The 26,294-nt window shown below is 57.8% G+C and carries 22 protein-coding genes; 20 read left to right on the forward strand and 2 right to left on the reverse strand.

Annotation, left to right across the window (positions count from 1 at the left end):
- Positions 1-3 precede the first annotated feature (3 nt).
- A complete protein-coding gene (locus tag ABC336_RS27610; RefSeq protein WP_413241723.1) occupies positions 4-1,086 on the reverse strand; it encodes a hypothetical protein in 1,083 nt (360 codons plus the stop codon).
- A gap of 198 nt (positions 1,087-1,284) precedes the next feature.
- Positions 1,285-1,521: a DUF2626 domain-containing protein gene (locus ABC336_RS27615; RefSeq protein ID WP_413241724.1), complete on the reverse strand. Its 237-nt coding sequence runs from the start codon at positions 1,519-1,521 to the stop codon at positions 1,285-1,287.
- 294 nt (positions 1,522-1,815) lie between these two features.
- Between ABC336_RS27615 and ABC336_RS27620 the strand changes: the two genes are divergently transcribed.
- The 20 genes from ABC336_RS27620 to ftsA all read left to right on the forward strand — a co-directional run bounded on the left by ABC336_RS27620 (position 1,816) and on the right by ftsA (position 26,290).
- Positions 1,816-2,457 carry an RsfA family transcriptional regulator gene (locus ABC336_RS27620; RefSeq protein WP_413241725.1) on the forward strand — a complete coding sequence of 214 codons (642 nt, stop codon included), beginning with the start codon at positions 1,816-1,818 and terminating at the stop codon, positions 2,455-2,457.
- A gap of 146 nt (positions 2,458-2,603) precedes the next feature.
- Positions 2,604-3,542, forward strand: a complete 939-nt coding sequence (locus ABC336_RS27625) for a ketopantoate reductase family protein (RefSeq protein WP_413241726.1) — start codon at positions 2,604-2,606, stop codon at positions 3,540-3,542.
- An 18-nt stretch (positions 3,543-3,560) separates the two neighbouring features.
- The gene (locus tag ABC336_RS27630; RefSeq protein ID WP_413241727.1) at positions 3,561-3,959 is read left to right on the forward strand and encodes a DUF3397 domain-containing protein; all 399 of its coding nucleotides are present in this window, start codon (positions 3,561-3,563) and stop codon (positions 3,957-3,959) included.
- 125 nt (positions 3,960-4,084) lie between these two features.
- Positions 4,085-5,734 carry a bacillithiol biosynthesis cysteine-adding enzyme BshC gene (gene bshC / locus ABC336_RS27635; protein ID WP_413241728.1) on the forward strand — a complete coding sequence of 550 codons (1,650 nt, stop codon included), beginning with the start codon at positions 4,085-4,087 and terminating at the stop codon, positions 5,732-5,734.
- Positions 5,735-5,775: 41 nt separating this feature from the next.
- A complete protein-coding gene (locus ABC336_RS27640) occupies positions 5,776-7,038 on the forward strand; it encodes an adenosylhomocysteinase (RefSeq protein ID WP_413241729.1) in 1,263 nt (420 codons plus the stop codon).
- 448 nt (positions 7,039-7,486) lie between these two features.
- Positions 7,487-7,924, forward strand: coding sequence for a division/cell wall cluster transcriptional repressor MraZ (gene mraZ, locus ABC336_RS27645; protein WP_020615591.1), 438 nt, complete (start codon positions 7,487-7,489; stop codon positions 7,922-7,924).
- Between the two features lie 43 nt (positions 7,925-7,967).
- A complete protein-coding gene (gene rsmH / locus ABC336_RS27650; protein ID WP_413241730.1) occupies positions 7,968-8,927 on the forward strand; it encodes a 16S rRNA (cytosine(1402)-N(4))-methyltransferase RsmH in 960 nt (319 codons plus the stop codon).
- A 24-nt stretch (positions 8,928-8,951) separates the two neighbouring features.
- Positions 8,952-9,356 (forward strand): cell division protein FtsL, encoded by a 405-nt coding sequence (gene ftsL2 / locus ABC336_RS27655; RefSeq protein ID WP_413241731.1) that lies wholly within the window; start codon positions 8,952-8,954, stop codon positions 9,354-9,356.
- Between the two features lie 13 nt (positions 9,357-9,369).
- Complete coding sequence (locus ABC336_RS27660) at positions 9,370-11,682, forward strand: penicillin-binding transpeptidase domain-containing protein (protein ID WP_413241732.1); 2,313 nt, start codon at positions 9,370-9,372, stop codon at positions 11,680-11,682.
- A gap of 95 nt (positions 11,683-11,777) precedes the next feature.
- Entirely contained in the window at positions 11,778-13,712 is a 1,935-nt protein-coding gene (locus ABC336_RS27665) for a stage V sporulation protein D (RefSeq protein WP_413241733.1), read from the forward strand.
- A gap of 47 nt (positions 13,713-13,759) precedes the next feature.
- Entirely contained in the window at positions 13,760-15,250 is a 1,491-nt protein-coding gene (locus tag ABC336_RS27670; RefSeq protein WP_413241734.1) for a UDP-N-acetylmuramoyl-L-alanyl-D-glutamate--2,6-diaminopimelate ligase, read from the forward strand.
- Positions 15,247-16,653, forward strand: a complete 1,407-nt coding sequence (locus ABC336_RS27675; protein ID WP_413241735.1) for a UDP-N-acetylmuramoyl-tripeptide--D-alanyl-D-alanine ligase — start codon at positions 15,247-15,249, stop codon at positions 16,651-16,653. Before ABC336_RS27670 ends, ABC336_RS27675 begins: the two co-directional genes overlap by 4 nt.
- A 13-nt stretch (positions 16,654-16,666) precedes the next feature.
- Positions 16,667-17,629 carry a phospho-N-acetylmuramoyl-pentapeptide-transferase gene (mraY, locus tag ABC336_RS27680; protein ID WP_413241736.1) on the forward strand — a complete coding sequence of 321 codons (963 nt, stop codon included), beginning with the start codon at positions 16,667-16,669 and terminating at the stop codon, positions 17,627-17,629.
- 40 nt (positions 17,630-17,669) lie between these two features.
- The gene (murD, locus tag ABC336_RS27685; RefSeq protein WP_413241737.1) at positions 17,670-19,100 is read left to right on the forward strand and encodes a UDP-N-acetylmuramoyl-L-alanine--D-glutamate ligase; all 1,431 of its coding nucleotides are present in this window, start codon (positions 17,670-17,672) and stop codon (positions 19,098-19,100) included.
- A gap of 46 nt (positions 19,101-19,146) precedes the next feature.
- Entirely contained in the window at positions 19,147-20,244 is a 1,098-nt protein-coding gene (gene spoVE, locus ABC336_RS27690; RefSeq protein WP_413241738.1) for a stage V sporulation protein E, read from the forward strand.
- Between the two features lie 8 nt (positions 20,245-20,252).
- Positions 20,253-21,362 (forward strand): undecaprenyldiphospho-muramoylpentapeptide beta-N-acetylglucosaminyltransferase, encoded by a 1,110-nt coding sequence (murG, locus tag ABC336_RS27695; protein WP_413241739.1) that lies wholly within the window; start codon positions 20,253-20,255, stop codon positions 21,360-21,362.
- A 280-nt stretch (positions 21,363-21,642) separates the two neighbouring features.
- Positions 21,643-22,548, forward strand: a complete 906-nt coding sequence (murB, locus tag ABC336_RS27700; RefSeq protein ID WP_413241740.1) for a UDP-N-acetylmuramate dehydrogenase — start codon at positions 21,643-21,645, stop codon at positions 22,546-22,548.
- 15 nt (positions 22,549-22,563) lie between these two features.
- Positions 22,564-23,847 carry a UDP-N-acetylglucosamine 1-carboxyvinyltransferase gene (gene murA / locus ABC336_RS27705; RefSeq protein ID WP_413241741.1) on the forward strand — a complete coding sequence of 428 codons (1,284 nt, stop codon included), beginning with the start codon at positions 22,564-22,566 and terminating at the stop codon, positions 23,845-23,847.
- Positions 23,848-24,052: 205 nt separating this feature from the next.
- A complete protein-coding gene (locus ABC336_RS27710) occupies positions 24,053-24,811 on the forward strand; it encodes a cell division protein FtsQ/DivIB (protein WP_413241742.1) in 759 nt (252 codons plus the stop codon).
- A gap of 237 nt (positions 24,812-25,048) precedes the next feature.
- Positions 25,049-26,290: a cell division protein FtsA gene (ftsA, locus tag ABC336_RS27715; RefSeq protein ID WP_413241743.1), complete on the forward strand. Its 1,242-nt coding sequence runs from the start codon at positions 25,049-25,051 to the stop codon at positions 26,288-26,290.
- Positions 26,291-26,294 lie beyond the last annotated feature (4 nt).

Genomic DNA, 26,294 nt, shown 5'->3' on the forward strand with positions numbered 1-26,294 from the left:
ATCTCAGAGCGACAGTCCCAGTTTGACTGTGAGATAACCGTCATTCACCGAGACGGATTTGGCTTCTACCAATGATACGATCATCTGCGGATAGAAGCCCAGGTCGAATTCCTCCTCCAACGCTTGCGAGGTCGTATCGGGCAAGGTCAAGCCATTAAATACCAGCGTATCTACATGGAACATGATGGCGTTGCGGGGCTCCTGCTCGAGCGTGTAGTGACCGCTGATGGCGACTTCCATGCCTTCGCGCTTACCCTCTACGATCACCTGACCCTCCTTAAAACGAAATGAAAAATTATGAAAAAGCTCATTGTGCTCACGCAAAAACGTGTTGAGCGCTTCCTCCGGCAGCTCGATCGTATACTCCAATCCTCGCAAAGACATATATTGATTGTTGTCCTGCAGCCAGCCGGGCAGCTCGCTCATCGCTGAGGCCAGTGCGCCAAAATATTGCTTCACCTCATACAAACCGACACTTTGCCAGTAGGTGGCGATCTCCTCCATCATGAGCTTGATCCGGTCGCTGTCGCTGCGTCTGCTCAGCTGGCTGTCGATCTCCTGTTGCAGCGCTACGAGCCGTGTCCGCTGCAGCTGCAGCTGGCGGTCAATCTCCTCCAGCTGCGTCTGCTCCGTCTGCAGCCGCTCCCGCCCGCCTGTCAGTTCGGACTGCTGGAGCAGCAGCGTATCCAGCGTGTGCTTGTCGCGGGCGATGATATAATCGTAATAGTCCAATACGGCGAACAGGTCTTTGATGCTCTTGAACGAGAAGAGCGACATCAGCAGGGATTGTTTCTCCCCGGTATAATAGGACCGCAGCACTTCGCCAGCTGCTTCGCGCTGCTCTGCGACCTCGGCTTCTTTGTAGCCAAGATCAAGATTCATGGTATCGATCTGCCCCTGCAGCAGCTCCCGCTGACCGGCCACGCGGGCGATTTCTTTGTCGATCTCGATAACCGAGAGGCTTTTCTCGAGCAGCTGACGGGTTTCTTCCTCCGAAGGCTGGGCAAAAGAGGCCGGAGAAGGGATCAGCCCCAGCAGCAGGATGCCGACGGCCGCCCATAGGACAGGTTTTAATTTAAAGGTCACTGAGGGCTTTTCCTCCTTATGTACAGGCTGGCTATGTAGTCTGGCATCAACCATTAGCCGGAGCCGGGCGGTTTGAAACGGGCTTGTATCATAATATGTATATGCGATTCGCGTTTGATCATGAGCCAGATAGAAAAACAGCCGGACGCTTGTCCGGCTGTTTGTTCACTGATCGTTCTGTTCTCTCTACTGTTCGTATTAGAAAGGCAAGCCCATCTCGAAAACGGACCAGTAAGTGAAACCCAAAAAGGAAACGATCATGTATCCCCAGAACATCAATATGTATGTTCTCTCGGAGAAGTTCAAATATCCCAACAGGACGAACACTGCGGTCTGGGCAAAGAACAAAAGAGCCATTTCATACATATGACCAGCATATGCCATAAGCCCGATAACGAGCGTCCAGAAGCCAAGTACCCGAAACATACGTGCCATACTTCCATCCCCCTTCCGTCAGTCGCATCCCAATACTATTCAACATTATACCGCGGGCTTCCCGCACTGTAAACCTGCAATCGGTGACGAAATGACAAACTTTCGAGCGACTGTGTTGTCACGGATGGCGGCCAGCAGCAGCCCTTTCAAAGTTAGCATGTGCAGTTTCCGGACCTTCCATGTATGAGTGCTTGTGAAATTGGACATACATTTTAGTATCCGATAGATTCTATGAACTCTACCAAGGGCATAAAGATAAATGAGCGCCCTTTATGTTAGGAGGTTTTGGCAAGCATGACAGCAGTAAGACAAGATGCGTGGAGTGCGGATGACGATTTGATGCTGGCTGAGGTAACCCTGCGTCACATTCGGGAGGGCAGTACCCAATTGGCCGCTTTCGAGGAAGTCGGCGAGCGGATCGGCCGGACTTCGGCGGCTTGCGGATTCCGTTGGAACAGCTGCGTCCGCAAACGTCATGAGGAAGGCATCCAGTTAGCCAAGCAGCAGCGGCAAAAACGGAATTATCTGAGAAAGCAAAGCTTCGCGAGCGTACCGCAGGTGTCAGCTGTCGTATCCGCCGACACCGGAGAAGAGAGCGGGAAGGCTTCGGCGGCCGAGGAATTATCGGTCGAAGCGATCATCCGTTTCCTAAGAAGCTGGAAGGGACATTACCAGGAACTGAACCGGCATGTCAAAAGCCTGGAAAAGGAACTGAAAGAAAAAGACGAGGAAATCTTCGAGCTCAGAGTCAAAAACGAGAAGCTCTCCCGTGAAGTAAACAATGCTCAGACCGATTATCGGGCAGTCAACGACGATTACAAAACGTTGATTCAGATTATGGATCGGGCCCGCAAGCTGGCAACCCTCAGCGAGGAGGAAGAACTAAAACCGCGCTTCAAAATGGATGCCAACGGAAATCTGGAACGCATTGAATAGCAGGAAGATAAGCACTCACAACCGCTGATAGCGGCGCCTATGGAGACATCCGCGCCCTTCTGGCGGTTGTTTGAGTTGTTGTGGGAACTTAACGATCATACGCCGGTCTGGTAAGATAGATGCAGAACAAGGTAGGAGTTGAGGAGATGAGATGCCTAATCATCGGCGGCGGGGCGATCGGACTGCTGTATGGCGCGAAGCTGGCGATCGGCGGCAGCCAGGCATACGTATGCACGAGGACGGCCAGCCAGGCAGCAATATTGCGTGAGGCGGGGATCGAGCTGGCTGCCCAGGGCACGATCCGACGGGTGGAAGTCGAGGCGGAAGCAGCAGAGCACATAATTGGAGATCGTCTGCGCTTCTTCGCGGCCGAGGCGGTGCTGCTGACCGTCAAGCAATATCAGCTGACCGGTCAGTTACTGGATTGCCTGGAGCGGGCTGTCCTGCCAGGGACGCCGGTATATTGCCTGCAGAACGGGATCGGTCATTTGGAGCTGCTCCGCGGCGCGCTGCCTCAACTAACCTTCCGAGCTGCGGTTACGACCGACGGTGCACTCCGCACCGGCCTAAACGCAGTGAAGCATACGGGAGCAGGGGAGCTGTGGCTGGAAGCGGCGGATAGCAATCTCAACGAGACAGAAAGACAAAAAATGTTGGTCTCCACCATGAAAAAGGCAGGAATTGCCGTGTTTTTGTCGAAACAAATGAAGGACCGCATGTATCGGAAATTGCTGCTTAACAGCGTTATCAATCCTTTGACAGCGCTCTATGGCGTCAAGAACGGCGAGCTTCCCGAGGCGCCTGACCGTCTGGCTCATATGAAGCTGCTCTACGACGAGACGGCCGCTATCCTGCATGCCGCCGGGATGGAGCTCAGAGGAGATGAGTGGGAGCAGGTGCTGGCCTTATGCCGACTGACGGCAGACAATGAATCCTCTATGCTTCGGGACGTCCGAAGCGGCCGCCAGACCGAGATTGACTGGATCAATGGCGGGGTAGCTGCACTGGCAAGACGGCTGGGGTTGACAGCACCGCACAATGAAGAGATCACGGCGCGGATCGCGCCGCCAGTTTCAGACAGGTGAGAGAGGGGTCGAAGCCGCGTGCAGTTGTTGTGGGAGAGCGCCAAGCAAGTATACGCTTTTCTAGCTGTTATACCCGTTGTGCCCTTTGTGCTTATTTATCTGGGATACAGCGCTTATTTCGGCGACCGGAAGAAAGCCTTCCGCTTGGCTATGGACATTACGACCCTGCTGCTGATCGGCTGCGTCACGGTTTTGTTCAACCGGCTGTTTGGCAGCAATTTTGGATTCTTTGGCATCCTGCTGCTGCTGCTGATCGGAGCCGGGCTGCTCGGCAATCTGCAATACCGGACCAAAGGCCGCATTGATGTCAGACGCATTGCGAGAGCCGTTTGGCGCATAGGATTTTTTGTGATGTCGATGTTATATATCGTACTTATGGTGCTGGGAATCGGTCAGACCTTCCTCTTGGCGGGCTGATCGGACACTCACCAGAGAACAGCTTTTCTTTTATGGAGAAAGGCTGTTTTTGTTTTGACGAGGTGAATCAGGTTGTGTACAATCAAACCTAGAAGTGCCAATGTACTGGAGGTTTGGGGAGTGCCATGAAGACGCAAGTACACGAGAAACCGCCCGGTTCGACCTTGACCGATGCGTACGTGCAGCGTACAGATGAGCGGACCAGGGGGCTGTTCCCTTTTCATCCAGAAGAAGCGGAGGACTGGGATCGCCGTGCCGCGCTGCTGGACGCTCAGGCTGACGCTCGCGCCGACAGTACCCGGATTGCCGAGGTGCTGGCTGCTTACAATCGCCGGCACAGCGCCTCCGCGCAGACGATGGAAGCGATTCGCGAGCTGGGGGGCGGGGCGCTTGCAGTCGTAGGTGGCCAGCAGGCAGGTCTGTGGGGCGGTCCCCTTATGATCATTCACAAAGCGGTTACGATCATCAGCGCTGCTCGGGAGGCCAGAGGACGTCTGGGCCGTCCGGTCGTTCCTGTCTTCTGGATTGCCGGGGAGGATCATGACTGGGAGGAAGCGTGCCATACTTATCTGCCGGAGCAAGGCAAGCTTCGCAAGCTTGCCATCGCCCGCCCGCCGGGTTCGCGCACCTCGGTAAGCCAGACCCGACTGGTCCCCTCCGTCTGGGAACAAGCGCTGGACGAGCTGGCTGCACTGCTGCAGGATACGCTCCATAAGCCGGCGCTGGTAGGACAGCTTCGTCAATTGATGGATAGAAGCTCCACACTCTCGGAGCAGCTTGCTGGTATTCTGAGCTGGCTGTTCGCGGATGAAGGCCTGATCCTGCTCGATGCCGACGATCCTGAGCTGCGCCGGCTGGAGTCGCCGATGCTGTTGCGGTTGCTGAAGGGCAGCGGGCAGCTTGAGGACGCCTATCGGGCAGCGGCTGCAGACGTCACAGCCTGGGGGTACGGCCTGCAAGCGGAGGTAGAGGAGAGCAGCGCCAATCTCTTCTACTATAGAAGCGACGACCGTTATAGCGGGGGCGGCGAGCGGACCAAGCTGTACCGGACCGACGAGGGCTTCGCCGACCGGCGCGGGCTGGTCCGGCTTACACACGCCGAAGCCGCTGCTGCTGCGATGAGCGAACCGGAGCGGTTCAGCAATAATGTCCTCACTCGGCCCCTAATGCAGGACTATGTTCTGCCTGTATTGGCTGCCGTGCTGGGCCCAGGGGAGATCGCCTATTGGGGCATTACAGGACGCGCCTTTCGACTGCTGGGCATGGAGATGCCGATGATCATCCCACGCTTGTCCTTTACGATCATCGATGAGGCGACGGCCAAACATATGCACAAGTATGACATGACCCTGGATGACGTGATGCTCCGCTTCGAAGAGCGCCGTGACTCCTGGCTGGCCAGTCAGGATGATACAGGTCTTGAAGCTCGATTCCAGGAGGTGCAGCAGCAGATGATGCAGCACTACGACCCGCTGCTCGCTGCAGTAGCCGGACAAATGCCGGGGTTGTCGGCTCTTGCAGCCAAAAACCGTGAGATCCTCCTGCAGCAGGTGGATTATATGCGCAAGCAGGTGCACAAGGAGCTGCAGCGGCGCCACGACGTCTCGCTGCGCCAACTGCAGCGGATCCGGCTGATGCTGTACCCCGGAGGGGTTCCGCAGGAGCGGGTGCTTAATTTTACTATGTTCTGGAACCGTTACGGCGGGGACTGGCTGCGGCAGCTGCTTGCCGTGCCTTTTGATCCTCGCGGCAGGCACCGGATTGTCTATCTCTAATCTTCTGTCAACCTTAATGATAAATTGGAGGAATCTATACGATGAGTGTCAAGGAAAAAAGTATCGTGCGCGATTTGTCGCTCGCACCCGAGGGCCATTTGAAAATTGACTGGGTGCAGGCGCATATGCCTGTGCTGAACCGCATCCGTGAGCAATTCGAACGCGAGCAGCCATTCAAAGGGCTGAAAGTCGCGATCTCGCTGCATCTCGAAGCCAAAACGGCATATCTGGCCAAAGTCATCAAAGCCGGCGGTGCGGAGGTAGCGATCACCGGCAGCAATCCTTTATCTACCCAGGACGATGTGTGCGCAGCTCTGGTAGAGGATGGCATCACGGTATTCGCCAAGTACAACCCCGATCCGGTGGAATACAAGGAGCTGATGGTCAAAGCGCTGGAAACCGGGCCCGATCTGATCATCGACGATGGCGGGGACCTGGTGACGATCCTGCACTCCGAGCGCCCGGATCTGCTGGCCGGCGTCCGCGGCGGCGCCGAAGAAACGACGACGGGGATTCTGCGGCTGAAAGCGATGGAGAAGGAAGGCGAGTTGAAGTTTCCGGTCGTGGCGGTCAACGATGCCTTCTGCAAATATTTGTTCGATAACCGTTACGGCACCGGGCAGTCGGTATGGGACGGCATCAACCGGACGACGAACCTGGTCGTAGCCGGCAAGACGGTCGTCGTCGTCGGCTACGGATGGTGCGGCAAGGGCGTGGCGATGCGGGCCAAGGGACTGGGAGCCAACGTCATCGTCACGGAGATCGACGCGATCAAGGCCGTCGAGGCTTATATGGATGGCTTTGCCGTCATGCCGATGCTGGAGGCAGCCAGGCAGGGCGATTTCTTCGTCACCGTAACCGGCAACCGCGACGTTATCCGCGGCGAGCATTACGAGGTCATGAAGGACGGGGCGATCCTCTCCAACGCCGGCCATTTCGATGTCGAGGTCAACAAACCGGAGCTCGAAGCGCTCAGCAACGGCAAGCGTACCGTGCGCCGCAACATTGAAGAATACCAGCTGAAGGACGGCCGCAGCATCTACCTGCTTGCGGAAGGCCGGCTGGTCAATCTGGCGGCTGGCGACGGTCATCCCGCCGAGATTATGGATATGACCTTTGCCCTGCAGGCGATGTCTCTCAAATATGTCAACGAGCAATATCAAGCCATCGGCAGCAAGGTACTCAACGTTCCTTACGAGCTGGATGAACAGGTTGCCCGCTACAAGCTCGAATCTCTCGGCACTGGCATCGATCAGCTCAGCGAAGAGCAGCGCTCGTATCTGGACAGCTGGACTGAACATTAAGATCCATTACATTTGAAGCATTTCTCCTTTTATGAGGAGAGATGCTTCTTTTTTTAACAAAAATTTAGATAAGCCCAATTCACTATGCCCTCGAAATGGCCGAAGAGGCACGGAATCGAAGCTGGAGAAGCGAAGCGTTCGCCTGAAAGCTTTTCGCAGAAAAGCTAGCTTCGAAAGCATACGCTGTCCCCGGATTTCTTCCGCTAAAGCGGTTAAAAAATCAAGAAATCTGGGGACAACAGCGATCGGAAGTTCGATCCGTGACCGTAGGCCCTCGTTTCGAGGGCTATCTGTGGATTGGGATTAGAAATCATTCATCCGCCGAAGAATTCGACATTTTGCAGGACAGCGAAGAAGGAGTTTGCGCCTGCGTGGCGAATAGTTTCAAAAGCGGTGGTGCAAAGTGGGGGAAAGTGGTGTAAAAGGGTAGAGAGGTGGGAAGGCCGTTATGTTTATGGGAGAGCATCAGCACAGCATCGACGATAAAGGCCGGATCATCATCCCCGCCAAGTTCCGGGAGGAGCTCGGACCCCAGTTTGTGGTTACCCGCGGTTTGGATAACTGTCTATTCGTCTACCCTGATAGTGAATGGAAGATTCTCGAGCAAAAGCTGAAAAGTTTGCCCCTCATGAAATCAGACGCACGCGCCTTCACCCGGTTTTTCTTCTCCGGCGCGACCGAATGCGAGCTGGACAAGCAGGGAAGAGTAAATGTACCCGCCAATCTGCGAGATTATGCCAAGCTCGACAAAGAATGTATCGTGCTGGGCGTCACCAACCGGGTCGAGATCTGGAGCAAGGCGATCTGGGAGGGGTACTTCCAGCAGTCCGAGGAAACGTTTAACGAGATTGCCGAGAAGCTGGTGGACCTTGATTTCAATTTTTGATCCCATCACGAGTAGCATAGCATCGAACCCAGGAGGATAACGCGTGTTTGATCACATTACCGTACTGAAGGAAGAAGCGGTGGACGGCTTGAATATGAGGCCGGACGGCATCTATGTGGACTGCACGCTGGGCGGCGCAGGACACAGCGAGCTCATCGCATCGCGTCTCGGCCCGAAGGGCCTGCTGATCGCGCTGGACCAGGACGATTGGGCCCTGGACAATGCACGAGATCGACTGGCACCTTACATAAAGCAAGTTAGATTAGTTCGCAGCAATTTCAGGTATCTGGAGGACGTCCTCCGGGAACAGGCTGTTCCGCATCTGGACGGCGTACCCCAAGTCAATGGCATCCTGTTCGATCTGGGGGTGTCGAGTCCGCAGCTCGACGAAGCGGAGCGCGGTTTCAGTTACAATCATGATGCCCCGCTGGATATGCGGATGGATCAACAGGGGGAATTGACTGCCCACGAGATCGTCAATACGTGGGATGAACGAGAGCTCGCGCGCATCCTGAGCACCTATGGCGAAGAGCGGTTCGCCCGCCAGATCGCCCGTCAGATCGGCAAAGCCAGGGCGGAGCAGCCGGTAGAGACAACCGGTCAACTCGTCGAGCTGATCAAGCAGGGCATCCCTGCGGCAGCCAGACGCAGCGGTCCTCATCCGGCCAAGCGGACCTTCCAGGCACTCCGGATCGCAGTCAACGATGAGCTGGGAGCCGAGGAACAGGCGCTGCATCAGGCGGTCAGATGCCTGGCGCCCGGGGGACGCGCTTCTGTCATTACCTTCCATTCTTTGGAGGACCGGATCTGCAAGCAGGCATTTGCACAATATCTCAGGCAGTGCACCTGCCCGCCGGATTTTCCGATGTGTGTCTGCGGCACCAAAGGGGTCCTCAAGCTGGTCAACCGCAAACCGATCGTTCCCGGAGAGCAAGAGCTGGAGTACAATCCGCGTTCCCGCTCAGCCAAGCTGCGCATCGCGGAGAAATTGGAGAAATTATAGACAAAAGCGGAGGGAGAAGCATACATGGCCTATATGCATGGCAATCTGGCGCTTCAGCCGAAGAAGCGCCCCGAGGAAGAGCAGCAGCATTCCTACAAAGAAACCAGACACGTGGTCGTCCGCCGCAAATCGTTGCCAGTTCAGGAAAAACTCCTCTATTTGTTAACGATTCTGGTTTGTGTTATGGTAGCGGGTGTCATTATCTATCGTTACGCGGAAATCTATCAAACGAATATGCAGGTGCAACAACTGACTGCCCAATACGAGACGCTCAATGTCGAGATCAAGGAGATGCAGCGCAAAGTCGAGCAGCTGGGCAATCCGGAGATTATTCGTCAGAAGGCACTGGACGCCGGGATGGTCCGGTCGGATCAGCGGATCTCGTTGCAGCTAGGAGAGACCACGAACCAAATGGCTTTAAGGGATTAGGGGGTTTTAGACCATGACGAGACGGATAAAACTTCGCGCATTACTGGTCGGAGGGCTCATAACCCTCCTTTTTGTTGTCCTGGTGGTCCGAGTCTACTTCGTACAGGTCGTCCATGGTGATCAATATCTGACTATGGCCAAAAATATCTGGTCGACGTCGAAGGTGCTGCAGCCGGTGCGCGGTACGATCACCGACCGCAACGGCAACATCCTGGCTATGGATGCTGCAGCCTATACGGTGTCCGTCAATCCCGGCATCATCGACAAACTGGGGCTGGAAGAGCGGGTAGTCGACCGGCTGCACGAGCTGCTGGGCACCGAGCGCGACAAACTGATGAATGACGTCACGGCGAAACGGGACAATGGCGACTTCCTGGTCAACCGGGAGATCCGCAACGGCGGCTGGAAGATCGATAAGGATCTGGCCGACCAGGTGATGGCGTTCCGCAACGAGCTGCGCGAGGAACTGGGGCAGAATGATGTCGGCATCTACCTGATGGACGACCAGAAACGGTACTATCCGCATCAGACGATGGCTTCGCATCTAATGGGGTATATCGAGAAAAACGAAGGCAAGGCGGTTTACGGACTGGAGCAGTATTATGATGAGCTGCTGCGGGGTGAGCAGGGCTCGCTCAAGTACGAGAAAGACGGCAACTGGATCCAGCTCACCGAAGGCAATGTCGAGTATACGCCGGCCCATGACGGCAGCAATCTGACGCTGACCATCGATACCGAAATCCAGGGTTATATTGAGGAAGCAATCAAAGCGGCCAGCCAGGAATATAATCCGAAAAGCATCACAGCGATTGCCGCCGATCCGAATACAATGGAAATCCTCGGCCTCGCCAGCTATCCCAATTACGATCCCAATAGTTACGGAGATACCCGCGATCAGGGGCATTTCTACAACCACAGCGTAAGACAATTGTTCGAGCCCGGCTCGACGTTCAAGATCGTCACTCTGGCCGCAGCGGTGGAAGAAGGACAATTCAACCCCAACGATACGTTTATGTCTGGCAGTATCATGGTTGGTAAATCCCGGATACGTGACCACAACGGCGGCAGAGGGTGGGGTCAGATCTCCTATCTGGAAGGACTCAAGCGCTCCAGTAATGTCGCCTTCGTGAAAATGGGGGCGGAAGGGCTTGGCGCGGAGAAGCTGAGAACTTACATCAACAACTTCGGGTTCAGCCAGCCGACCGGGATCGATCTTCCGGGCGAGCAAAGAGGGTCGGCGGATTTCTACTACGCTACAGAAGTGGCGACCGCCACCTTTGGCCAAGGCAAACTGCAGGTAACACCGATCCAGCAGATCACTGCCGTAGCCGCCGTCGCCAACGGCGGCAGGCTGATGCAGCCGCATCTGGTCAAGCGGATCGAGGATCCGATGACCGGAGCCGTCACGGTGGTGGAGCCCAAGCAGGTGCGGCAGGTCATCTCCGAAGAAACGTCGCGGCAGGTGAGTGAGTACCTCGAGCAAGTCGTATCCGATGCGGAGCAAGGCACGGGCCACAATGCTTATATCGAAGGCTATCGGATCGCCGGCAAGACCGGAACCGCACAAAAGTCTGCAGGGGCGGGGCAATCGGGTTATTCGAGCGACAAACATGTAGTCTCTTTCATCGGCTATGCGCCGGTAGAGGATCCGCAGATCGTCGTCTATGTGGTCGTCGACGAGCCGAAGCTTATGAATGCCGGAGGCGGCACAGTAGCCGCGCCGATCTTCCGACAGATTGTCGAGAAGAGCTTGCTGTATATGGGCATCCCGCCTGCCATCGCCGATGCGCAGGTGAAGGAGATCAACGGACTGCAGACCCGCATCGTCGATGTGCCGGATCTGGAGGAGCTGCAGGTCGCACAGGCGCAGAGCGAGCTCAAGGCCCGTGGATTGGGCTATGAGCTGCTGGGCAGCGGGACGAAGGTCGTCAAGCAGATCCCCAAAGCGGGATCATCGGTGCCGTCCACGCAGCGTGTCTATCTGTTCACGGAGGAGAGAAGCGCGCTGAATGTTCCCAATATGCGGGAGCTGTCCCTCCGTGACGCGCTGGAGATCTGTTCGCTGCTCGATATGAGATGCATCGCCGAAGGCGAAGGTTATGTCACGGCGCAGATGAAAGCGAAGCTGGAAGGCGAGGAGGTCATCAAGCTGGTGCTGCAGCCGCCGGGAGAGCCTGGAGAGGGAACGGAAGACGAGGAAGGCCAACCGGGCGATCCTGCGGATACCGACGAGTCGGAAGCAGACGCGGAAGCTTCCGATCCTGAGCACGAAGAGAGCGGTGCGAACGACGAGACGGACGATGCATCAGCGAACGAGCGTGAGTAGCTTGTTCTATCGCTGTCCCCCATCGAATAGGCTGGAACAAGAAGGCTGTCTCTTGCAAGAGCTACAGCCCGCTTTGCCGACTCGGGGGGATACGTATGAAGATATCGAATGTCACGGTAAGACGAAGACTGTTCGTAGTGCTGATACTCGCCTTCACCGGCTTCGCGGCGCTCAGTGTGCGGCTGGCTTACGTACAGCTCGTGCAGGGCGGCGAGCTGGCGGAGAGGGCCGAGGATTCGTGGCGGCGCAACATTCCGTTTGCCGCCAAGCGGGGAGAGATACTGGACCGCAACGGTGTCCAGCTGGCCTACAATGTTAGCTCGCCCACGGTGATGGCGATTCCGGCCCAGATCAAGGATGCCGGGCATACGGCGCAGCAGTTGGCCTTGCATATGGACATGAGCGCAGAGCAGATCGAGAAGCTGATCACCAAGCGTGAGCTGATCGTCAAGCTGCAGCCGGGCGGCCGCAAGATCACGCCGGAGAAGGCCCAGGAGATCCGCGGCCTGTCGCTGCCGGGCATTGTCGTCGCAGAGGACAATAAGCGTTACTACCCTTTCGGAACGCTGGCGGCCCATGTGCTGGGCTTCACGGGCATCGACAACCAGGGGCTGACGGGTGTGGAGCTGACGCATGATCAGCGGCTCAGCGGCATCGGCGGCAGCATCTCGTTCCTCTCGGATGCCGCTGGGCGCCTGATGCCCGGTTCCTCGGATACGTTCAACCAGCCGCGCGACGGGCTGAACCTGCAGCTGACGCTGGACCAGCAGATCCAGACGATCATGGAGCGGGAGCTGCAGCAGGCGATGCTGCAGCACCAGCCCGACAGCATCATCGCCATCGCGATGGATCCGTCGACCGGCGAGATCTTGGGCATGGCGAGTCATCCGACCTATCAACCGGACAAATACCGGGAGGTCCCGAGCGAAATATATAATCGGAACCTGCCGATCTGGATGACCTATGAGCCCGGCTCGACCTTCAAGATCATCACGCTCTCTGCCGCTTTGGAAGAAAAGAAGGTTGATCTGCACAAGGAGCATTTCTTCGATCCCGGCTCGATCGAGGTCGGCGGCGCCAGGCTGCGCTGCTGGAAGCGAGGCGGCCACGGCTCCCAGACCTTCCTTGAGGTTGTCGAGAATTCGTGCAATCCCGGGTTCGTCACGCTGGGACAGCGGCTGGGCAAGGAAAAGCTCTTCGAGTATATCAAGGATTTCGGCTTCGGGACGAAGACGGGCATCGACATGGGCGGCGAGGAAAACGGCATCCTGTTCAAGCTGGATCGCGTCGGCCCTGTGGAGCTGGCGACGACGGCGTTTGGCCAGGGTGTGTCGGTGACGCCGATCCAGCAGATTACCGCCGTGTCGGCGGCGATCAATGGGGGCATCCTCTACAAGCCCCATGTCGCCAAGGCGTGGATCGATCCGGTATCGGGGATGACTGTCGAGGAATTCGAGCCGGAGCAGGTAAGACGGGTCATCTCGGAGGATACGTCCAGGCAGGTGAGGGAAGCGCTCGAGAGCGTCGTCGCCAAAGGCACCGGCGGCAATGCCTTCATCGACGGCTATCGCGTCGGGGGCAAGACCGGGACAGCCCAGAAGGTTATCAATGGACGGTATTCGCCCAATGAGCACATCGTATCGTTCATCGGATTCGCCCCTGCAGACGATCCCCAGATTGTCGTGTACGTAGCGGTGGATAATCCTCAAGGCATCCAGTTCGGGGGTGTCGTGGCAGCCCCAATCGTGCGCAACATCATGGCGGATTCGCTCGTCCATCTCGGCGTGGAGCCGCGCAAGGATCAGATCGGCAAAGAGTATAAATACAATGAGACGCCGATCGTCCAGGTGCCGAATCTGGTGGGCAAGACCGTCTCGGAGCTGTATGAGGATCTGAATATGAACTTCAATCTGGCGACTGCCGGTACCGGCAATGTGGTGATCCGGCAGGCGCCGGAAGCGGGCAGCCGCGTCGACCGCGGCTCGACAATCCGCGTCTACCTGGGCAAGGATGAGCAGGATGAACATTAAGCAGTTGGAAATGAATAAACAATGACCAATAGAGAGGAATGAAGGGCATGCGATTGGATGAATTGGCGTCTCTGTTACTGACCTCGCGGCGGCATGGCAGAGGTGGGGAGGTTACAGTCAGCGGCATCCGGATCGACTCGCGCAAGGTCGAGCCGGGCGATCTGTTCATTTGTCTGCCCGGCCATACGGTAGACGGACATGACTATGCGGCGCAAGCTGCGGAGCGGGGAGCGGCAGCGCTGGTCGTCGAGCGTCCGCTAGCCGTCGACCTCCCGCAGCTCGTCGTCAAGGACAGCCGGCTTGCGATGGCTGTCATGGGGAGTCATTACTATGGTTACCCGAGCCAGCGGCTGCGGATGATCGGCGTCACGGGCACCAACGGCAAAACAACGACAACCTATCTGATCGAGCGCGTGCTTGCGGACGCCGGCCATGCGGCCGGCGTGATCGGCACGATCGAGATGAGGTATGCGGGACGCTCAATTCCGATGTCGGGGACGACGCCCGAGTCGCTAGATCTGCAGCAGGCGCTGGCGGAGATGGTAGCGGCGGGCGTCGAATATTGCGTGATGGAGGTATCCTCCCATGCTCTGGAACAAGGCCGTGTCAAAGGCTGCCGGTACCGCAGCGCCATCTTTACGAATCTGACCCAGGATCATCTCGATTATCATGAGACGATGGACAAGTACGCTGCGGCCAAGGGACTGCTGTTCTCCCGTCTGGGCAACACTTATCATGAGGACCGCGCCGAGCGGAGCTACAGCATCGTCAATATCGACGATGCCTATGGCGCGTCATTGGCCAAAGCTGCCGCTACGGAGATCATCTCCTACGGCATCGATGCCGAAGCGGATGTGCGGGCCACCGAGATCTCCATCTCCGCCCGCGGCACGACCTTCCGGCTAACGACCTTCCGGGGCTCCTGCACCGTGCAGATGCGTCTGGTCGGCAAGTTCAACGTCTACAACGCGCTGGCTGCCGTGGCTGCGGGACTTGCTGAAGGACTGGAGCTCAGCAGTATCGCCGCGAGTCTGGAGCGGATCCCGGGCGTGCCGGGCCGAGTGGAGGCAGTAGACGCGGGGCAGCCTTATGCCGTAATCGTCGACTATGCCCATACGCCGGACGGTCTCGAGAATGTGCTCGCGGCTATCAGGGAGATCGCAGCGGGCCGGGTCATCTGCGTGTTCGGCTGCGGGGGCGACCGGGACCGGACGAAGCGGCCGGTGATGGGCCGGATCGCCGCTTCGCACGCCGACTACGTGATGGTGACCTCGGATAATCCCCGCAGCGAGGATCCCGAGCAGATCCTGCTCGACATCGAAGCCGGGCTGATCGAAGCGGGCGTGGCCAGGGAGCGTTACGGACTTGAGGTCGACCGCCGGGAGGCCATCAAAAAAGCGGTTGAAATGGCAAGCCCTGACGATGTAGTATTGATTGCGGGGAAAGGTCATGAAACCTATCAGATCGTCGGCTCCGAGACGCTGGCCTTCGATGACCGCCAAATCGCAGAACAAATGATAAGGAGTCTGGAACCGTGATACATAAATCTATTGCCGAGCTGGCGGCTTTGTGCGGCGGCCGCCTGTCGAGCGCCGATCAGGCGGCTGCAGAAATCCGCTGTGCGGGCGTGAGCACGGATACGCGCACGATCGGGCCCGGACAGCTGTTCGTCCCGCTGAAGGGAGAGCGTTACGATGGCCATGCCTACGCAGCAGCTGCCCGCAAGCGGGGCGCGGCGGCCGCCTTATGGCAGCAAGACCGGCAGCTGCCGGCCGAGCTGGCAGGCTGGCCGGTGATCCTGGTCGAGGACACGCTCGCCGCTTTGCAACGGCTCGCTGCGGGCTATCGCCGCGAACTGCCGGTACGCATCGTCGGCATCACGGGCAGCAACGGCAAGACGACGACCAAGGATATGGTGGCAGCCGCGCTCGCCACCGTTTTTCGTGTCCACAAGACCTCCGGCAACCTCAACAATCACATCGGACTGCCGCTGACGGTGCTGGAGATGGATGCATCCACCGAAGCGGCGGTGCTGGAGATGGGGATGAGCGGCTTTGGCGAGATCCGGCTGCTGTCGGAGATCGCACATCCGGATCTGGCGATCATCACCAATATCGGCGATGCCCATATGCAGCAGCTCGGCTCGCGACAGGGCATCGCCAAGGCGAAGCTGGAGATCGCGGACGGCCTGAAGTCTGGCGGGACGCTGATCCTCAACGGCGACGAGCCGCTGCTGGCAGAGGATGCCGTGAGCTTGCCGGAAGGCATCCGCGTGCTGCGTTTCGGACAGCAGCCCGGCAACGACTATATTGTGCAGCCGCAGCGGATGGATGCCGCCTCGTCGTCCCTTCGCATCAGCTACGACTCCGAGACCACACCCGAGCTGACGGTGCCTGCCGCAGGAGTGCACAATATGATGAACGCGGCTGCGGCCGTCGCTGCGGCGCTGCAACTGGGCGCTGCAATCGACCGGATCGCTGCCGGACTCGCCGGCATGCAGCTGAGCGCGATGCGCATCGAGAAGATTGAAGCCTATAACGGTGCCACGGTGCTCAACGACGCATACAATGCCAGTCCGACTGCAATGCGGGCTGCAATCGATCTTGTGGAGCAGCTGCAGGGTTATCGCTGCAAATGGCTGGTCCTGGGCGATATGTTGGAGCTGGGGGACCAGGAAGAAGAGATGCACCGTGAGGTGGGACGCTACATCACGCCGGCCAAGGCCGACCGTGTCCTGACGTTCGGAACGCTCGGCGCCTGCATCGCCGACGGCGCAGCCGCCGCGTTTGCTGCCGAGCCGCAGGCGGTGCGGGCCTTTGACGACAAGCAGGCGCTTGGCGCATGGCTGCGTTCGCAGTTGTCCCCGGAGGATCTGGTGCTCGTCAAGGGCTCCCGCGGCACGCGGATGGAACAAATCGTACAGGCGATACAACATCGATGAAGGGGGTGAGCTAATGGACATGAAGGCCATCTTGCTAGCGATTGGCGCATCATTTCTACTTGCAGTTATCATCGGGCCTTTGTTCATTCCGCTGCTTCGTCGATTGAAATTCGGACAGGAGATCCGCACCGACGGGCCGCAAAGCCATCTGAAGAAAAAAGGCACGCCCACGATGGGCGGCATCATTATAATGCTGGCCCTGTTGATCTCATTTTTGAAATTCTCGGATAAATCCCTTGCCTTCTGGGTGCTGCTGACCGCCTCGCTCGGTTTTGGGCTGGTCGGCTTCCTGGACGACTATATCAAGATCGCGCTCAAGCGCTCGCTCGGCTTGACCGCCCGTCAGAAGCTGTTCGGCCAGCTGCTGTTCTCGATCGTCGTCTGCGTGCTGCTCTTCATGATGGACCACAGCACGGCGCTGGTCGTTCCGGGCACGTCTTGGGAGCTGGACCTCGGCTGGTTCTATTATGCGCTCGTCGTCGTCATCATGTTCGGTACGAGCAACTCGGTGAACTTCACCGACGGAGTAGACGGGCTGCTCGCAGGCACGAGCGCGCTGGCATTTGGCGCCTACGCATTGATCGCCATGCAGCTCTTCGAGCAGGAGAGTGCGATCTTCTCGGCTGCAATGATCGGAGCAGTGCTTGGTTTTCTCGTCTTCAACAAGCATCCGGCTAGAGTGTTCATGGGTGATACCGGCTCGCTCGGGATCGGCGGCGGTCTCGCCGCCGTAGCGATCCTGACGAAGTCCGAGCTGCTGCTGATCGTCATCGGCGGCGTATTCGTCATCGAGATGCTGTCCGTCATTATCCAGGTCGGCTCCTTCAAGCTCCGCGGCAAGCGGGTCTTCAAGATGAGTCCGATTCATCATCATTTTGAGCTGTCCGGCTGGTCGGAGTGGCGTGTTGTGACGACATTCTGGTTCGTGGGGCTGGTATTGGCGGCGGTCGGCCTGCTGCTGCACAGAGGCTTGTAAGAGCCGTCATGCCGATAAACGAAAGAGGAGTGTATGCATCATGAACCATCCGTCAGCTTATGCCCAGCGACCGATTGTCGTGCTGGGACTGGCCAGGAGCGGCGTAAGTGTCGCGAGAATATTCCACGGTCTGGGGGCATGCGTCACGGTCAATGACCGCAAGAGCCGCGAAGAGTCTCCTGAAGCTGCCGAACTGGAAGCATTGGGCATCCCGGTCATCTGCGGGCATCATCCCGAGGATCTGATCAGCAGCGAAACGGCGCTCGTCGTCAAAAATCCCGGCATCCCCTACCATATCCAGCCGTTGCAGCGTGCGGCCGAGTTGGGAGTAGAGGTCGTGACCGAGGTAGAAGTAGCTTGGCATCTGTCGGCGGCGCCGATGATCGGCATCACCGGCTCCAACGGGAAGACGACGACAACGACCTGGGTAGGCGAGATGCTGACAGCTGCCGGACTGCGTCCGCTCGTCGCCGGCAATATCGGGCGGCCGCTTTGCGAGGCCGCTGTCGAAGCCGCCAAAGACGATTGGATCGTAGCGGAGCTCAGCAGCTTTCAACTGAAGGGGACAAGCGCTTTTAAACCGAAAGTGGCGATGATGCTCAATCTGGCGGAGACCCACCTTGACTATCATGGCACGATGGAGGATTATATCGCCTCCAAGCGGAAGCTGTTCGCGAACCAGACCGCAGAGGATGTCGCCGTGCTCAACTGGGACGATCCGCTCTGCCGCGCTTGGGCTGAAGAGACGCCCGCCGAGGTGCTGCCGTTCTCGCTGACGCAGGAGCTGAAGCAGGGGGTATTCGTCCGGCCAGCCTATCCTGCGGATGGCGGGACGAAGCCCCCGGAACCTGATCGCGTGATCATATGGCGCGATCCGCAAGGGCGCGAGCATCTACTCGCAAGCGTCGCCGAGCTGGGCATCCCGGGACGGCATAACGCAGCCAATGCGATGGCAGCTGCTGCAGCGGCGCTTGCTGCGGGCGCGGCGCCAGAGCGGCTGGCGGCACCGCTGCGCGAGTTCCGCGGCGTCGAGCACCGGCTCGAATACGTTCGCACCCATGAGGGGGTACGCTATTACAATGACTCCAAAGCGACTAACCCGACGGCGACGACGATGTCCGTCCGTTCGCTGCAAGGGGGGATCGTGCTGGTCGCCGGAGGGCTGGACCGCGGCTCCGATTATATGGAGCTGCTGCCGCTGTTCCGCGACCGGGTGAAGGCGCTGATCGCGCTCGGGGAGACTCGCGACAAGCTGGCGGCTGTGGCTGCCCTGGCAGGTTTAGCAAACGTCCAAACAGTCGAACCTGAAGAGGATGCCGAAGCTACGCTCCGCACCGCCGTCAGGCTCGCTTCCTCAGCCGCAGAGGCCGGCGACATCGTCTTGTTGTCGCCGGCATGCGCGAGCTGGGATATGTTCCCATCCTACGAGCACCGGGGGCGCATGTTTAAAGATTCGGCGCATACCTTGTAAGAAGAGGGCCTGTCCCTACTTCTACATGCAAAGGGTGTTGTGCGTGATGACAAAAGCCCGTTCCGCTCCCGATCTGTGGATGATTGCCGCGATCGTCCTGATCCTCTCTATTGGTCTTGTGATGGTCTACAGCGCCAGCGCCGTCCTCAGCTTCAACGAGTTCGGCGATGCCTTCTATTATGTGAAGCGCCAGCTGCTGTTTGCCGTGCTAGGGCTGGGAGCCATGTTCGTGACGATGAATACGGACTACAACGTCTGGAAGAAGTTCTCCAAGCCGGGTCTGATCCTCTGCTTCGGGTTGCTGGTGCTGGTGCTCATCCCGGGGATCGGGGTCGTCCGCGGCGGCGCCCGCAGCTGGCTGGGCATCAGCTCGTTCGGCATCCAGCCGTCCGAGTTTATGAAGCTGGCGATGGTGATCTTCCTGGCCAAGTTTCTCTCCGACCGTCAGCACAAGATTACGTCCTTTACCAAGGGCTTGCTCCCGCCGCTCGGCATGCTTGGCGGGGCCTTCGGCCTCATCATGCTGCAGCCGGACCTGGGAACGGGCACAGTCATGATGGGCGCATCGATGCTGATGATCTTCGCCGCCGGGGCCCGGCTGTCGCATCTCGGCTCGCTGGCGCTGGCCGGCTTGCTGGGACTGGTCGGACTGATCCTGGCGGCGCCGTATCGTCTGGAGCGGATCACCTCGTTCCTTGATCCGTGGAGTGATCCGCTTGATTCGGGCTATCAGATCATCCAGTCGCTCTATGCGATCGGACCCGGCGGGCTGGTCGGACTCGGGCTGGGCATGAGCCGGCAAAAGTACAATTATTTGCCCGAGCCGCAGACCGATTTTATCTTCTCGATCATCGCCGAGGAACTGGGCTTTATCGGCGGAACCGCGATCATCCTCCTGTTCCTGATCGTCGTGTGGCGCGGTATCCGGACGGCGATCACAGCTCCCGATGCTTTCGGGAGTCTGCTGGCTACCGGCATTACCGGAATCGTCGGCGTGCAGGTGCTGATCAACATCGGCGTTGTCATCGGCATGATGCCGGTCACAGGCATTACGCTGCCGCTGGTCAGCTACGGCGGCTCGTCGCTTACTCTCCTGCTGACGGCGCTGGGCATATTGCTTAATATATCCCGATACTCGAGGTGATCCATAACATGCGTATTGTATTAACCGGCGGCGGCACGGGCGGCCACATCTATCCGGCGCTGGCGATCGGCAGACAGGTGCAGCAGTCCGCACCAGACAGCGAGCTCCTCTACATCGGCACCGAGCGCGGGCTGGAGAGCCGGATCGTGCCGGAGGCGGGGATAACGTTCGAGGCGATCGACATTACCGGCTTCAAGCGCAAGCTGTCGCTGGACAATGTCAAGACCGTACTCCGGTTCTTCCGCGGCGTCAGCCGCTCCAAGCAGCTGCTCCGCAGCTTCAAGCCCGATGCAGTCGTCGGCACCGGCGGCTATGTATGCGGTCCTGTCGTCTATGCTGCGGCTTCGCTTGGTATCCCGACACTGATTCATGAACAAAATGTCGATCCCGGGCTTACCAACAAATTCCTCAGCCGCTATGCCTCGACTGTGGCCGTCAGCTTCGAAGCATCCAGGGAGCGCTTTGGCGGCGGCGCCAGGGTCGTCTATACCGGCAACCCATGCGCCTCAGCCGTGCTGCAGGCGGAGCGCGGCCGCGGGCTCGCGTCGCTGGGCTTGAAGCCAGGCAGCAGACTCGTCCTGTACGTGGGCGGCAGCCGTGGAGCCAAAGTGTTCAATGAAGCGCTCGTCGAGATGGCTGACGGGCTGGGCGCGCTTCATGATATCCAACTGGTCTTCGCGACCGGCGACGTCTACTATGAACAGACGATGCAGCGGCTCGAAGCACGCCAGGGCGGCATTCCGGACAACCTGCATATCCGGCCTTATCTTCATAATATGGCAGAGGTGCTCGCCGATACTTCGCTCGTCATCAGTCGTTCGGGCGCCTCCTTTCTGGCCGAGATCACCGCACTCGGGGTGCCATCGATCCTCGTACCTTCACCAAACGTGACGGCGAATCACCAAGAGGCGAATGCACGCAGTCTGGTAGATGTCGGAGCGGCGGAGATGATCCTGGAACGTGAGCTGAACGGTCCCGACCTGCTTGCGAAGATCCGCGCCATCACTTCGGATGAGGGGCGTCTGACGGCCATGGGACGTGCGGCGCTGGGGCTGGGCATGCCGGAAGCGGCTGCCTCGATTGCAGCGGAATTAACGAGGCTGACCGGTCGTCCGTAAGCAGCATGGGCGATTGTCACACTAGTCGGGCGCTAGGCATAGGATAGGGTATAATCGTGGCCGCTTTATAAGGTAGTTTAAAAAGTTCGCTTTTGATTACGAAGTGTTCCAGGAAGAGGATTCGGCATCGAATCTTGGACGCAGTCGATACTGAAAACCGACTTTTTAAACACGAATATATATAGCGGACCGGTTGTGCATCCGGAGCTCAGGCTCCAGATGACCGCCCCGCAGGAATTATCTCTATCCCACACACAACAGCAAGAAGGAGGTACAGCTTATGCAGCAGATCATCCAGAGCATCCAAGATAACGACTGGGGGGAAATCAAACGCAATGAGCCGCTGGCAGGTCACACGACCTGGAAAATCGGCGGCCCTGCCGATCTGTTGATTCTTCCATCCAGCGCAGAAGCGCTTACGGCCATCATCCGGCTGCTTCATAAGCATGACGTATCCTGGACGGCGCTTGGTCGAGGCTCCAATATGCTTGTCAGCGACCGCGGGATACGAGGAGTTGTGCTAAAGCCCGGATCTGGACTGGATTACGCCCGGTTTGACGGCAATCTGGTCCATGCAGGCGCAGCGCATTCCTTCATCAAACTGTCCGTGTTGGCAGGGAAGGCGGGGCTCACCGGCTTGGAATTTGCAGGGGGCATTCCAGGTACGGTAGGCGGTGCGGTCTATATGAATGCCGGAGCTCATGGCTCGGATGTGTCACGCATATTGCAATCGGCGGACGTTATCCTGAAGACAGGAGAATTGGTCCGATACGGCAAAGAGGAGATGGGCTTCTCTTACCGGCACTCGATCCTGCAGGAGCAGCAGGGTATCGTAGTGAGCGCTACCTTCGAACTCGAAGCGGGCGACCGCAAGGAGATCGCAGCCGCCATGGCGTCCTACAAGGATCGCAGGCTGCGGACGCAGCCGCTGAAGATGGCTACTTGCGGCAGTGTGTTCCGCAATCCTCCTGGAGATCATGCCGCCCGTCTGATCGAGGAAGCGGGTCTCAAAGGCCTGCGTTCGGGCGGTGCCGAGATATCGGGACAGCATGCCAATTTTATCGTCAATACCGGGCAAGCGACCGCAGAGGATGTACTCACCCTCATGGGGCAAACGCAACGCATCATCAAGGAACGTTACGGAATTGAACTGGTGCCGGAAGTACTGGTGGTGGGTGAGCGGTAAATCGGAGGTGATAGATTGGACAAATTGGTGATTGAAGGCGGGAAACCACTCTCAGGATCCATTGTTATCCAAGGCGCAAAAAATGCCGCATTGCCGATCCTGGCAGCCAGTATGCTGGTCAAGGGTACAGTCACGCTTGATCATGTCCCGCGGCTGCTCGACATCGAGGTGATGCTGGAGATTCTGCGGGAGCTGGGCTGCCGTGCGGAACACAACGGTCACACGGTCGCGCTGGATACGGCATCGGCTCATTCTGCCCACGTACCGGAGTTGCTGATGCGGCAAATGCGATCGTCGATATTTCTGATGGGACCGCTGCTGGCCCGATTCGGAAGAGTCGAGATCTATCAGCCGGGAGGCTGTGCGATTGGAGAACGCAAGATCGATCTGCACTTGCGCGGCCTGCAGATGCTCGGTGCAGAGATCGAGGAGCAGGGCAGCAGGATCGTCTGTCGCACGGAAGGTCTTGTAGGCGCTGAGATTCATCTGGACTTCCCCAGCGTGGGAGCGACCGAGAATCTGATGATGGCCGCTGTGCTCGCAAGAGGTGAAACGAAGATCACTAATGCCGCGAGGGAGCCGGAAATTCAGGATCTGCAGCAGTTTCTCAATCATCTGGGGGCCAAAGTGAGCGGGGCCGGCACGGATACGATCACGGTCGAAGGGGTACAGTCGCTCGTCTCCGGCCGTTACAAGGTCATACCGGATCGTATCGTTACCGGAACCGTCATGGTAGCTGCGGCAGTCACTGGCGGCCAGGTCGTGCTTCACAACACAATTCCTTCGCACCTGACATCGTTGATCCATGTCCTGAGACGGGCCGGTGTTGAAGTGAATGCCGATGGTGATATAATTAAAGTCAATGGCCGGGGAAGGCCGCGGGCGATCGAGCGGATCGTTACCTCTCCATACCCTGCATTCCCGACGGATCTGCAGTCGCAGGTAATGGTGCTCTTGGCACTCGCGGACGGTGTGAGTGTGATGAAGGAGACGATCTTCGAAGGCCGTTTCCGCCATGTCGACGAACTGGCGCGGATGGGTGCCGATATCCGGGTGGATATGAACAGCGCCTTCATCCGCGGGGTACCTCGACTGTATGGCGCAGCTGTGGAAGCAACCGATCTGCGGGCGGGCGCAGCTCTGGTGATTGCAGGGTTGGCCGCCCAGGGCAAGACGATCGTCGAGCAGATCCATCATATCGACCGCGGCTATGACCGCATCGAATCGATGTTTTCCCGCCTGGGTGCCCGGATCACGCGTTTCTCCTCGGTCAGCGGCTCGCAGACGGTTTCCGGTTGAACGAGCATCCGTCTGCAAGGCATGTAAAGAACGAACCGGTTTCCTCCGCAATAGCTTTGGGGAACCGGGTGTTTTTTGACGAAGGAGCGGCCAAGCCTCCTATCCGGCAGACTTACCGCGACCCGGGGCAGCGCAGCGGCTGCAGCCTACTTCAGCCGCTGCGCTGCCCCAGGCAGGAATACTGAAGCGAAAGGGGGAGAGACTGGTGTCCGATCCGATGCCGATTCTGCGCGAGCCCAAGACGAGACGCCGCAGCAACCGCAAGCTGATTGCCGTTCTCTTCCTGTTATTTCTTATTTTATTAACCGTCCTATTCTTTAATTCTTCGATTAGCAAAATTTCATCCATCACCATATCAGGCAATTATTTCGTCTCGAATGAAGAGATTCTGGAGGCAGCAGGCCTGGGAGTAGGCGAGGCATTCTTCGGACTAGACACAGTCCAGGTAGCCGAGCGGATCAAAGCGGGCCTTGAACCGGTTCAAGATGCGGTGATGGCCAAGTCTTTTCCCGGCAAGGTGAGCATCCATGTCCAGGAGTATCCGACCGTCGCCTTCGAGATCTCGCCGCGCGGGGAGATGACAGCGATTCTGGCGGGCGGAGCCCAGGTTGAGGTGCAGGGGAGAGATCATGTGGTGGACAAGCCTGTATTGTCCATGTGGGATGCGGACGACCCGCACAAGGCTGAGCTAAGTCGACTGCTGGGTGAGATTCCGCCGGAGCAGCTCTCGGATCTGTCGGAGATTATTCCTTACCCGTCCAAATCTTATCCTGATCGGATCAAGATCTACACGAGGACCCAATTCGAGGTCGTCACAGCGATTTCGCTGTTGCGTGAGAAGCTGTCCACGCTTCATGCCGTCGTCGAGACGCAGGAGCCGGGGAAGCTGACTCTGCTGCTGGCGGATACGTATACACCCTATGTTCCTGAGACATCAGAAAGTGAAGATTCTAATGAAAATTAGACTACTCAATCCCTATAAAGAGTGGTAGAATTTTATTTATGGAGTTTGCAGGCTCTCCCCGCAGAGGAAGGAGAGCGAAAGCCTTATCTGCCGCGGGTTTTGCCCGATATGATGGCATAATGTTCCTGGGTAAAAATATTGTTGAAAAAAGAGGGATAATATAAAGCGCGTTGAATAAGTAGATTCAGTGTGTTGAAAACAGCAATCAAATTTCATGCGAAACGGAGGTGCCGCAGGTTGAGCAGCAGCGACATCATTGTTAGTTTGGACATCGGTACATCCAAGGTACGTGCTATTATTGGCGAGATTACTAATGGAGCCATTAATATTATTGGTGTTGGATCTGCCGACTCGGAAGGCATTCGGAAAGGGGCAATCGTTGATATCGATCAGACCGTTCAATCGATCCGCAATGCGGTGGATCATGCAGAACGGATGGTGGGAATCCAGATTACCGACGTCTATGTCGGGATCCAGGGCAATCACATCGGACTACAGACCAATCATGGTGTCGTCGCCGTCTCCAATGAAGACCGCGAGATTGGCGAAGACGATATCGAACGCGTGTTGCAGGCGGCCAAGGTAGTTGCCTTGCCGCCGGAACGGGAGATTATCGGACTCGTGCCGAAGCAATTTCTAGTGGATGGCTTGGACGGAATCTCGGATCCGCGCGGCATGATTGGTGTCCGCCTCGAAGTGGAGGCCACCGTCATCACCGGGGCCAAGACGGCGATACATAACCTGATGCGGTGCGTAGAGAAGGCGGAACTGCATATTTCCGGCGTCATCCTGATGTCTCTGGCATCGGGCCAGATGGCTCTGACCAAGGACGAGAAGATGATGGGTACCGTACTCATCGATGTAGGAGCAGGCTCCTGCACGCTGGCGATTTTCGAACAGGGTAGTCTGGTAGCCACATCCACGCTGCCGATCGGGGGCGAGTACGTTACCAATGATATCTCCTATGGCTTGCGTACGCAGACAGAGCAGGCTGAGAAGATCAAGCTCAAATACGGCTGTTCGCTGATCGACAGCGCCGCGGACGACCAGCGTTTCAAGGTCATGCGGATGGGCAGCAACGTAGAAAAGGAATTCACCCAGGTTGACCTGGCTAACATCATCGAACCGCGGATGCAGGAGATTTTCCACCTGGTGCGGCAGGAGGTGCGCCGTCTAGGTTTTGGTGACAAGGTAGGCGGGTACGTATTGACTGGTGGTTCTGTGTCTATGGCAGGGGTTCTGCCGCTGGCTCAGAGCGAACTGGAGTCTTCAGTCCGCATCGCGGTGCCGGATTACATCGGCGTTCGCGATCCGGCATTTACCAGCGGTGTCGGCATGATCCAATACGTATCCAAATATATGCGCAATCGCCCGGCCAACGCTCCAAAGAAAACGGGCAACCGCAAGTCGGCTCCCGCAGAGCCTGCGAAGCCTGGATTGTTTGAGCGGATTAAAAATATGTTTAGTGAATTTATTTGATCGG

This window comes from Paenibacillus jepli, assembly GCF_047238105.1.
In the GTDB taxonomy this organism is placed as follows: Bacteria; Bacillota; Bacilli; order Paenibacillales; family Paenibacillaceae; genus Paenibacillus_D.